Source organism: Kitasatospora griseola (assembly GCF_044999035.1).
In the GTDB taxonomy this organism is placed as follows: Bacteria; Actinomycetota; Actinomycetes; order Streptomycetales; family Streptomycetaceae; genus Kitasatospora; species Kitasatospora griseola.
This window is the reverse complement of the sequence record NZ_CP173360.1, coordinates 1,916,590-1,926,875: the sequence shown is the minus strand read 5'-3', so window position 1 is coordinate 1,926,875 and position 10,286 is coordinate 1,916,590. Positions and strand designations below refer to the sequence as shown.

10 protein-coding genes are annotated in these 10,286 nt (G+C 73.9%); 2 read left to right on the top strand and 8 right to left on the bottom strand.

What is annotated here, in order from left to right:
• Positions 1-223 precede the first annotated feature (223 nt).
• The 8 genes from ACI1MP_RS08855 to ACI1MP_RS08820 all read right to left on the bottom strand — a co-directional run bounded on the left by ACI1MP_RS08855 (position 224) and on the right by ACI1MP_RS08820 (position 8,256).
• Complete coding sequence (locus ACI1MP_RS08855) at positions 224-1,048, bottom strand: carbohydrate ABC transporter permease (RefSeq protein WP_100586174.1); 825 nt, start codon at positions 1,046-1,048, stop codon at positions 224-226.
• Positions 1,045-1,959 carry a carbohydrate ABC transporter permease gene (locus tag ACI1MP_RS08850; protein WP_380336091.1) on the bottom strand — a complete coding sequence of 305 codons (915 nt, stop codon included), beginning with the start codon at positions 1,957-1,959 and terminating at the stop codon, positions 1,045-1,047. The genes ACI1MP_RS08855 and ACI1MP_RS08850 overlap by 4 nt, the downstream gene beginning before the upstream one ends.
• Positions 1,949-3,238 (bottom strand): extracellular solute-binding protein, encoded by a 1,290-nt coding sequence (locus tag ACI1MP_RS08845; RefSeq protein ID WP_404868265.1) that lies wholly within the window; start codon positions 3,236-3,238, stop codon positions 1,949-1,951. The genes ACI1MP_RS08850 and ACI1MP_RS08845 overlap by 11 nt, the downstream gene beginning before the upstream one ends.
• Positions 3,239-3,373: 135 nt before the next feature.
• Positions 3,374-4,318 (bottom strand): hypothetical protein, encoded by a 945-nt coding sequence (locus ACI1MP_RS08840; RefSeq protein ID WP_380336097.1) that lies wholly within the window; start codon positions 4,316-4,318, stop codon positions 3,374-3,376.
• Entirely contained in the window at positions 4,315-4,593 is a 279-nt protein-coding gene (locus ACI1MP_RS08835) for a hypothetical protein (protein ID WP_380336100.1), read from the bottom strand. The genes ACI1MP_RS08840 and ACI1MP_RS08835 overlap by 4 nt, the downstream gene beginning before the upstream one ends.
• Positions 4,590-6,806, bottom strand: a complete 2,217-nt coding sequence (locus ACI1MP_RS08830) for a CHAT domain-containing protein (protein ID WP_404868264.1) — start codon at positions 6,804-6,806, stop codon at positions 4,590-4,592. The genes ACI1MP_RS08835 and ACI1MP_RS08830 overlap by 4 nt, the downstream gene beginning before the upstream one ends.
• Positions 6,803-7,714, bottom strand: coding sequence for a hypothetical protein (locus tag ACI1MP_RS08825; RefSeq protein WP_404868263.1), 912 nt, complete (start codon positions 7,712-7,714; stop codon positions 6,803-6,805). Before ACI1MP_RS08825 ends, ACI1MP_RS08830 begins: the two co-directional genes overlap by 4 nt.
• A gap of 71 nt (positions 7,715-7,785) precedes the next feature.
• Positions 7,786-8,256 carry an SAV_915 family protein gene (locus ACI1MP_RS08820; protein WP_404868262.1) on the bottom strand — a complete coding sequence of 157 codons (471 nt, stop codon included), beginning with the start codon at positions 8,254-8,256 and terminating at the stop codon, positions 7,786-7,788.
• 312 nt (positions 8,257-8,568) lie between these two features.
• Here ACI1MP_RS08820 and ACI1MP_RS08815 point away from each other — a divergent pair, with 312 nt between their 5' ends.
• Positions 8,569-8,772 carry a hypothetical protein gene (locus tag ACI1MP_RS08815; protein ID WP_380336112.1) on the top strand — a complete coding sequence of 68 codons (204 nt, stop codon included), beginning with the start codon at positions 8,569-8,571 and terminating at the stop codon, positions 8,770-8,772.
• Between the two features lie 93 nt (positions 8,773-8,865).
• Complete coding sequence (gene lysA, locus ACI1MP_RS08810) at positions 8,866-10,218, top strand: diaminopimelate decarboxylase (RefSeq protein WP_404868261.1); 1,353 nt, start codon at positions 8,866-8,868, stop codon at positions 10,216-10,218.
• The last annotated feature ends 68 nt before the right edge of the window (positions 10,219-10,286 follow it).

The following is a 10,286-nucleotide window of genomic DNA, read 5'->3' as shown; positions in this document are numbered from 1 at the left end:
GATGCCGTGCACTCGAACCGTTCTCGGGCGAACTGCCCCGATTCTTCGCCCGCCTCGGCGCCGCGTCGTGGTTCCCGCCAGGAGGGGACCGGGGATTCACCCGTCCGGCGGTGGAGCGGAGCGCGCCCGGGGAGCTGTTCCGGTCGCCCGCTCCGTGCCGAGCGCCGCAGATCGGGGCGACCTGCGGCGCTCGGTGGTGAACGGGGCGCGCGGTTCTCGCCGTTCAGCCCTTGACCGCCCCGGCGGCGAGGCCGGAGGCGATCCTGCGCTGGACGACGAGGAAGAACACCACCACGGGCAGCGCGGTCAGCGTGGCGCCCGCCATGAGACCGCCGTAGTCGGTGCCGAAGCCGGTCTGGAAGGAGACCAGCCAGATGCTGACGGTCTGTTTCGTCGGGGTGGACAGCAGCACGTAGACGAGGACGTACTCGTTCCAGGCCTGGACGAGCGCGAACACCGAGGTGGCGACGATGCCGGGCGCGAGCAGCGGGAGGACCACCCGGCGGAACGCGCCGAGCCGGCTGCAGCCGTCGACCATGGCGGCCTCCTCCAGCTCCACCGGCACGCCGGCGATGAACCCGCGCAGCATCCACACCGTGAACGGCAGCGTGAACACCAGGTAGGTGAGGATCACCCCGGCGATGCTGTCGGTCATCCCGACGTCGTTCAGCAGCAGGTACACCGGGATGATCAGGGCGGTGAGCGGGACCATCTGCACGACCAGGATCACCACCACGAACGCCCGCCGGCCCAGGAAACGGAACCGGGCCAGCGCGAACGCCGCGAGGGTGCCGACGACCAGCGACACCAGGACGGTGCCGACGCCGATCAGGACGCTGGAGCGCACGTTGGCCCAGAAGGTCTCCGTGTGCAGGGCCCGGGAGAAGTTGGCGAGCGTGGGCCGGCCGGGCCAGAAGTGCGGCGGCAGGCTGAGGATCTCGTTGGCCGGCCGGAACGCGGTGAGCACCATCCAGTACACGGGGAAGCCGACCACCGCGGCCACCACCAGCCCCAGCAGGTCGAGGGCCGGCGACCGCCGTCGTCTCATTCGATCTCTCCCGTCCTGAGCATCTGGCGCAAGTAAACGACCGATCCGGCGAGCAGCAGTACGACGGTCACCAGGGCGATGGCGGCGCCGGTGCTGTACCGGTTGACGGCGAACGACTCGATGAAGGAGTAGATGCCGAGCAGGTAGTACTCCCGCTCGGGCTGGCCGCCGCGCATCAGCCAGATCTGGTTGAAGACGCCGAAGTCCCAGATGGCCATCAGCGTGGTGACCATCAGCAGGACCGGCCTGATCACCGGAAGGGTGACGTGCCGGAAGACTTGGAACGGCCGGGCGCCGTCGAGCACCGCGGACTCCTCCAGCTCCGCCGGGACCTGCGCCAGCGCGGCCCGCAGGGTGATCGCCGCGAACGGCAGCGCGCCCCACACCACGACGGCGACGATGACGGCGAAGCCCTGCCAGGGGTCGGTGAACCAGTTGTGCTTGGCCAGGTCGACCCCGGGCAGCAGGGACAGCGTCCAGTTCACCGCGCCGTAGTCGGCGTCGAAGAGCCAGCGGAAGATCGACGCGGCGACCATGGCCGGCATCGCCCACACCGTGACCAGCACCCCGGCGATGACGGCGCGCACCCACGGCGAGACGCGGTGCATCAGCTGCGCGGTGAACAGCCCGCAGAGCACGGTGAGGGCGACGCACACCGCGGTGAACACCACCGTGCGCAGCACCACCGTCCAGAAGAACCCGTCCCCGAGGATCCGCCGGAACTGGTCCAGCCCCGCCCACGGCGGCGCCGCGCCGCTGAACAGCTGTTCGCGGGTCATGTCCTGGAAGGCGAGCAGGACCATGTCCACGAGCGGGTAGCCGAGCACCAGGACGAGCGCGAGGACGGTGGGGCCGATCAGCAGGTACGGCAGCAGCGACGGCCGGTGCCGCCGGACCCGGTCAGCGCTCATTGATCACTTCGTCGATCCGCCGGTCGGCGTCCCGGGCGGCGTCCTGCACCGAGGCCTTGCCGTTGGCGATCCGTTCGAGCATCTCGGGCAGGACGTTGGACTTCTCCACCGACGTCCAGCCCGGCGCGAACGGGGTCATCCAGCCGCCGGTGGCCGCGGCCTGGGCGGACGGCCCGTTGATGCCGCCGGCGGCGACCTCGGCCAGCTGGGCGGTGTTGTTGGGCAGGGTGTTCGCGGCGATCAGCGCCTTCTGCGACTCCCGGTCGGTGAACAGCTTGATCCAGTCGGCGGCCAGGTCCTTGCGCGCGGACTTGGCGGGCACGGCCAGCGTGGACCCGCCGAGGAACGGCGGCAGGAGCTTCCCGGACGGGCCGGGGAACGGGAAGGTGGCGAACCTGTCCTTCAGCTTCGGGTCCCCGCCGGAGCGCGGGTCGGCGGCGGCGTCGGCCTCCCAGGTGTTGCCGTAGAACACGCCCACGTGGCCCTGGCCGACGACGCCCGGCTGGTCGCCGTTGTCCTTGGCGCGGTCGCCGACGTAGTAGGCGTCGATCAGCCGCTTCCACTCGGTGAGCCCCGCCACGGACTTCGGCGAGGACAGCGAGGCCTTCCAGCGGCCGCCGTCCTGCACGGCGATCTCGCCGCCCGCGTCCTTCACGAACGCCATGGCCGCGTACCAGTACCGGCCCGGCAGGTAGAAGGCGGAGAAGTTCGGGTCGGCGGGGCCGAACGTGCTCTTCAACTTGTCGAACGCTGCGAGCAGTTCGGGATAGGTCTTCGGCGCCCCGGCGACGCCGGCCTGGTTGAACAGGTCGGTGCGGTAGATCCCGACCCGGGCCCCGACGTAGTAGGGCACGCAGTACGTCCGGCCGTCCTTGCGGCAGGCGTCGGCGAGGGCCGGCAGCCAGGCGTCCGACTGGTCGAAGCGGGCCGGGTCGACCGGGGCGAACGCGCCGTTGACGATGTAGTTGGTGGTCTCGCTGTTGCCCATCTCCACCACGTCGGGCACGTTCTTCCCGGCGAGGACGGCGTCCAGCTTCTGGTTCTTCGTCGTCCACTGCTGGTACTGGACATCGACCTTGACCCCGGGATGGGCCTTGGCGAAACGGTCATTGGTGGACTGGACCAATTCCGGCCACGTCTCCTGGGCGTCGACGGCCAGCCACACCGTCAGCTTGCCGCCGGCGTCGGAGCCGCCGCCTGAGCCGGAGCTGCAGCCGGCCAGGGCCAGGGCCAGGAGGGACGTGAGAATCAGAGGACGGTGGCGCACGCGAATGGTCATGGGGGTCTCCAACATCACTGTGGGGGTGATGATTTGATTACCCATCAGATGCGCGTACGGTGCAGTGGTCTAGACATTCGGCCGGAAGACGACGTTCGCCGTCCCGGAGCGTCCCGGTCGCGGACGCGGGCCGGATCAGGCCGCGGGGGACGGAAGTTGGGGCACCTCGAACGGCAGGTTCCGCAGGTAGAACTGGGCCAGCGCGTCCCACAGCACCCGTTCCGCGGCCAGGTCGGGTGCGGCGGAGTCGAGTTCCAGGTGCTTCAGCAGCGCCCGGCGGTGGAGGTCGACGGCGACCTTGATCTCCTGGCCGTAGGAGACGGCGACCTGCAGCAGCACCCGGTACCCGACCCAGGCGGCCGGCCAGCCCAGCAGGCACCAGGCGGCCGGGCCGAAGCGGCCGCCGTCCAGCACCAGCAGGACCGGCCAGAGCGTGCCGAACGCGGCCGCCAGCACGACCAGGGAGGCCACGCAGTCGAGCGCCGACCGCGCGTCGGCCAGCCGGGTCCGACAGTCCTCCGGCAGCAGCGGGTGCAGGCGCGGCCAGATCACCGCGGTGTCCACGCCGTAGCGCTCCAACGGGTAGTACTCCGCGGCGCGCAGCCGGTTGCCGAACGCGGTCGGCAGGCAGCCGGCGGCGAGCCGGGAGCGCGGCGGATAGTCCGTCTGGAGCCGCACCGCCAGGGCGGAGTGGGCGGCCGGGTCCGCCGCCACCTGCCGCCAGCCGTCCGCCGCGAGGCGGCGGTGGTGCTCCGTCCGGCGGCGGCCGAGCGCCGCCAGCGGGCCGGCCGGCGACCAGTAGCCCTCCAGCAGCCGGAGCGCCGGGAGTTGGAAGAAGGAGAGCAGATAGCCGGCCACGGCCAGCGACAGCAGGCCGGCGAGCGCGATCACCGCCTGCCCCAGCGTCCCGTGCCGGTGCCAGGCGTCCAGCACCGCGTCGAACGAGCGGCCGGAGAGCGTCAGCACGACCGGGGCCGAGACCGCCCCCACGAGGGCGAGGGGCAGCAGCACCGCGATGACGAACCGTGAACCGAAGAACCGCTCGACACTGCCGAGGCCCCCGTCGAGAAGGGTGCTCATCGGGCCTTCCGTGCCATCAGGTCGCCGTGCGAGCAGCGCGGCGGCTCCTCCGGGTCGTAGTACGCGACGACCTGGTCCTCCTGGTGGACGGCGCAGGTGAACAGCAGGGTGGTCAGCGGCAGGCCCGGTACGTCGTCGTTCAGATAGGTGCCGCGGTCCGGCGGCAGACCGGCCGGGGCCGGTCCGCCCTGCCGCCCGGGCCCTTCCGCTGCTGCGCCCTGCTGCCCGGGCAGTTCCGCTCCGCCCCGCTGCCTGGACTCTTCCGCTCCGCTCACAACGCCCCCTGCACGGTGAAGCCACCCCAGAACCCGGGGTGGGAGTAGTCCGGATACCGCCGCACGGCGAGCTGGGCGCTCCGTGCGGCCTGCGCCAAGTCGCCTCCGGAGCGGGCCAGTTCGGGGTAGAGCAGCCGGTTGAACAGCAACGCGGCGTCGTCCCGCACCGGCCAGAGCGGCGCCACCACGACCTCCGCGCCGGCCGCCAGGAACGCCGACGGCAGGCCCTCGCCCTCGCCGCCCAGCGTCCGGTGCTCCGCCCCGGCCCGGCAACCGCTGATGTTGACCAGGCGCGGCACCCGCGGCGCGCAGGCGATCTCGAACGCGAACAGCGGCCGGTCCGCCAGCAGGATCCGGGCCAGATTGGGCTCCCGGGCCGCGAAGGCGGCGTGGCCCGCGAGGTGCAGCAGGTCGGCGGTGGCGAAGCTGCCGAGGACGGCCGCCGCGGTCGCCTCGTCGCCGTGCAGCACGGTCGTGCCGGGGAAGACCGCCCGCACCGCGTCCGCCTCGGCGTGCACCGCGGGCAGGTCGGGCAGCAGTTCGTAGCGGGGCGAGCGGACCGCGCCCACCACGGCGCCCCCGGCCCGCTGCGGGGCCGGCCCGTTCCGGCGGCGGAGCAGGTGCGCGAGCGACGGCAGGGACCGCACCTCGGCGCTCACCACCAGCGGCTCCCCGCGGAACGGCGCGGCGTGGAACGGAAACTCCTCCAGCACCCCCTGTGCCGTGACGAAGACCCGCCCCACCCCGGCCAGCAGGTCCGCCACCGGATCCAGCACGGCCGCGCCGAGCCGGTCCAGGCCCTCCGTGCCGCTCCGCCGCAGGCACTCGTCCCTGGCCAGGTCGGCCAGCCGCTCCAACTCCTCGGCCGGGAGCGCGATGCTGCGCCGGAACACCGCGCCGTCGCGGACCGCCAGCACCACGCCGTCCCCCCGGTCGCTGCGCCCGTACCAGAGCGCGAGCTCACCGGCCCGCACCGCCCGCGGCAGGGCCTCGGCGAGCTCCGCGACCGTCCGGGCCGGCTGCGCCCCCTGCTGCCCGGCGGCCTGGCTCTGCCAGGTCTCCAGGAGCTCCCGCGCCCGGTTCTCCTGGTCGTCCAGCTCGGCCCGGTCGCCCGCCACGACAGCGGCCGTCGCGGACCGGGTGAGCTGCCCGACCCGGTGCCGCAGCTCGTCCTGCGCGGCGGCGCCCGGGTGCAGCGGCCCCGGGCCGCCCCGCCCGACGGCCGCGAGCACGCCGACCGCGAGGTCCGGCCGGTGCGCTTGGAGCGCCGCGCCGACCGCACGCCCGACGAGGTGCGCGCTGTGTTCCAGGAAGAAGCTGCGCCCGGCCAGCGAGTCCGCCGTCGGCCGGGCGAACCGTGCGTCGACGGCCTGGATGTAGCAGGCCAGGGCCTCGGTGGGGCGGCCCTGACTGTCCCTCAACTCTGCTGTGCTGCGCAGCAGGTCGTGAACGTCGCGGTCGCTTCCGGCGTCCGCGCGCCAGTCCTCCAGGGCGCGGTCCGCGTCGTCCAGCAGCCCCAGGTCGGTGAGCGCCTGCACGCGCTGGTGGTGCAGGTGGCCGGTGACGAACGTCTGCCCCCGGGACGGCTTCGGCTCCAGCCGGGCGCCGATCCGCATGCCCTCCTCGGCGCGCAGCAGCGCCTGCTCGGGCAGGCCGAGCCGGGTCATCAGACCGGCCGTCCTGGCGTGGCCGGCCCGGAGCCCGTGGTCGTCCCCCGCCCGCTCCAGCAGTGCGCGGGCGCGCTCCAGGGCGGTCATCGCGTCGGACACCCGGCGGAGTGCGCCCAGCGCGACGCCCAGCTCCAGGTACGCCCGGCCCTGCTGCAGCGGCGACCCGTGCTCCTCGAAGCCCTGGGTGGCCAGCAGGGCCAGGTGGACGTGCCGCCGAGGGGACACCCCCGCCCGGAGCGGGTTGCCGCCGAGCGCCACCAGCAGCTGGGCGCTCAGGGCCGGGCCGACGCCGCCGAGGCGCTGCATCGCCTCCATCCCGTCCCAGACCGCCGTCATCAGCATGTCCCAGGTGGCGGCCGCCCCGACCGCGAGCTCCTTGACGTAGGCGCTCGGCACCAGGCACATGGGCTCGGTGAAGAACACGTGGTGCACGGCGTCCGCCCCCAGGTGCACCACGGCCAGGTCGGCCCCCGGGTTGCGGCTCAGGAAGTCCTGGTAGGCCGTCGACGGCTCGCCGCCGCCCGGCCCGGTGTCGCCGCTCATCCTCGATCACCGCGCCTCTCCAGTCGGTCGGCCATGGCGTCCGCCAACTCGGACTGGTCCACGGCCCGGTTCATCCGGAGGATCGCCGACAGCGCCCGCCACAGCGTCGCGGTGTCCTCCAGCCAGATGACGTCGGACAGCGCGAGCCGGCGCAGCCCCGCCCAGTCGCCCCGCTCGAACGCCGAGTGCCGCAGGCCCTGCCGGGTCGCCAACTCCTGTGGCGTGGGCTCCCGTTCGGTCACCAGCCGGCCGACCAGCTCCTTGGCCAGACCCGTCGGGTCGCACCGCCAGTCGACCGCGACCAGCCGGGCCAGCCGCTCCCGCCCGCCGGCCGCCCAGGTGAGGCGCGCGGCCGGCAGCACCGAACCCAGCAGCGAGACGGCATCGGCCGGCGGGCAGCGCAGCAGCGTCGTCAGCGCGAGCTCCGGCCGGTCGAGCCGCAGGTAGCAGTTGGACAGCAGCGGGAGCGTGACCGCCAGGCCCGCCTCCCCGAGCTCGACCGCGCCCGAGCCGATCAGGTCGGCCGCGAGCCGGTCCGCGGGCACCCCCGCCTGCTCGCCGTACACCACCGCGTACGCGACCAGCCGCACCAGTGTGCCGCGCACGCCGACCGCGAGATCTGGGCCGGCGCTGTCGTTCCCCGCCAGCCCGAAGTCGATCGGCCGCAGCCAGCGCACGTACCGCCGCGACTCCCGCATCAGGTACTCCCGGGCGGCCCCGGGCCCCTGCTGCCGGGCCATCCGCTCGGCCTCGGCCAGGATCGGCCCCGCGTCCACCCGGAGGGACGCCTCCGCCGGCCCCGCCTCCGCCCCGTCCAACGCCCGGGCCAGCCCCGCCTCAAGGGCGAGGGCTTCCCCCAATTCCCGCGGATCCCCGCTCACGGTGAACCCGTTCCCCCCGGTTTCCATGCCCGTAGCGTAGCCCCGGCCCCTGTCGCGCAAGGGACTTGCGGGCGAGATGCGCGGCCGCCGCCCGACGGTCAGACGACGCGCGAGGGGCCTCGTTGCGCCGAGGCCGGGGTCCGCGGGCGGATCTCGGGGTCCCGGGGCTCGGGGTTCCGGGGTTCGAGGCTCCGGGGCTCGGAGTTCCGGGGCTCGGAGTTCCGGGATTCGAGGCTCCCGGGTTCGGGGTTCCGGGGGAGTGCCGGGTCGCAGGGGGCCGGGGCGGGGGCGGCCAGTGGGGGGTCGACGGTGAGTGCGGTGATGCCCAGCGGCTCGCACAGAGCGCGCAGGGCGGGCTCGGCGAGGGCGATCCAGGGATGGTCGGGGCCGAGGACGGCGATCAGGCGCTGTTCGGAGGTGAAGGCGACCGCGGTGCGGTCACCGACGGCGGTACGGAAGACGCGGAGCGTGTGGCCCGCCGGACCCGATCGGACGGGTACCACCAGCCGTCCGGTCGGGGTGCGTTCCGACGGCTTCGAACGTTCGGGGTACCGCAGCTGCTGCTTCACGGCCTACCTCCACACGACGGGCGGACACCAGGCGCCGCTCACGGGCGCAGCAGAGACGCTATCCCCGCTCGCCACCGGCGACGACGCCTTCCTGTTGCGTTCCTGATCGGGCGGGGTGCGATCCGTACGGACCGTTGACGTGCCGCGCCGAGCGTCGGCCGCTTCCGTCAACGTCCCGTCAGGGCAGGCCCGATCGGTGTAGCCGCCGCGTCAAGAACCGGTGCGGGCGGCGGACGGCGGGCGTGCACTGGAGTCGTGGGCGCAGCCGCTCCGAAGGCCCGCCCCTCGCCCCCCGGTGAAAGGGACCACGCCATGACCGACCTCCAGCTCGCCCCCGTGAACCAGGTGCCGAACGGGCAGCACGACCGGCCCGGCGATGCGACCCTCCGCCGCCTGCTGCGCGGATCGGTCTTCGACAGCTGGTCCGACGGCGTTCCCGAGAACCGGCCCGCGCCCGACCGGACCCGCCGCCCCGTCGCCGGGCACTGCCGCTACACCATGCACTACGAGGACTGACGGCGCGTCGGCGACACCGCCCGCCCATCGGGCCCCGGACGGCCGACCGCCGCCGGGGCCGAACCCTCCCTCCGGACCAGGAGAACCCCCGCGATGACCACCCTCTCCGACCTGCCCGAACTGAGCCCCGTCCGCTCGGCGCCCCGCCCGCTCGGCAGCCCCTGGCCCGCGTCCGCCCGGCCCGGACGCGACGGCGACCTGACCCTCGGCGGCGTCAGCCTGCGCGAGGCCGCCGAGCGGTTCGGGACCCCGCTGTACGTGCTCGACGAGGACGAGGTCCGCCGCCGCGCCCGGGCCTACCGCCGCGCCCTGCCGGACGCCGACGTGCTGTACGCCGCGAAGGCGTTCCTCTGCACAGCGATGGCCGAGTGGATCGCAGAGGAGGGACTGGGCCTCGACGTCTGCTCGGCCGGTGAGCTGAGCCTCGCCGCCGCCGCGGGCTTCCCGCCCGAACGGATCCTCCTGCACGGCAACGCCAAGACCCCCGAGGAACTGCGGCTGGCCCGCCGCCTGCGGGTCGGCCGGATCGTGATCGACAACCTCGCCGAAGTCCCGCGCCTGGCCGCCCTCACCGCGGCCGACACCCCGCAGCGCGTCCTGGTACGCGTCCTGCCCGGCGTCGCCGCCGGACACCACAGCGCCGTCCGCACCGGCGTCGACGGACAGAAGTTCGGCTTCTCGATCGCCGCCGGCGAGGCCGCCGAGGTGATCCGCCGCATCCTCGCCCAACCCGGCCTCCGCCTGACCGGCCTGCACTGCCACCTCGGCTCCCAGATCACCGACACCGCCCCCTACCTCACGGCCCTCGACCGCCTGGTCGACCTGCTCGCCCTGATCCGCGACCGCCACGGCGTCGAACTCCCCGAACTCGACCTGGGCGGCGGCCACGGCGTGCGCTACCTCCCCGACGACCCCGAACTCGCCCCCGCGCACTTCGCCGCCGAAGTCACCACCCGCCTGGCCGCCCGCTGCGCCGAAAACGGCCTGGCCGTACCGAAGTTGACCATCGAACCGGGCCGGGCGATCGCGGCCCCCGCCGCCGTGGCCGTCTACCGGGTGCTCTCCGTCAAACACACCGCGGACGGCCACGCCTTCGCCGCGGTCGACGGCGGCATGAGCGACAACCCCCGCCCCGCGCTCTACGGCTCCGCCTACACCGTCCGCCTCCTGGGCCGCACCGGCACCGCCCCGACCCGCCCCTTCGACGTCGTCGGCCGCCACTGCGAAGCCGGCGACATCCTGGCCCGCAACACCCCCCTCCCCACCGACCTCCGCCCCGGCGACCTCCTCACCACCCCCACCGCCGGCGCCTACCACCTCTCCATGTCCTCCACCTACAACCTCACCGCCCGCCCACCCGTCGCCACCGTCCACGCCGGCCACCTCCGCCTCCTGATCCGCCGCGAAACCCTCACCGACCTCCACACCCGCGAAGTCACCCCCTGACCCGCCGCCCGGCGTCGCTCGAACGAGGGTTTCTGAACGGCCGTCAGGGCCCGAGGAGTTGGCCGAAG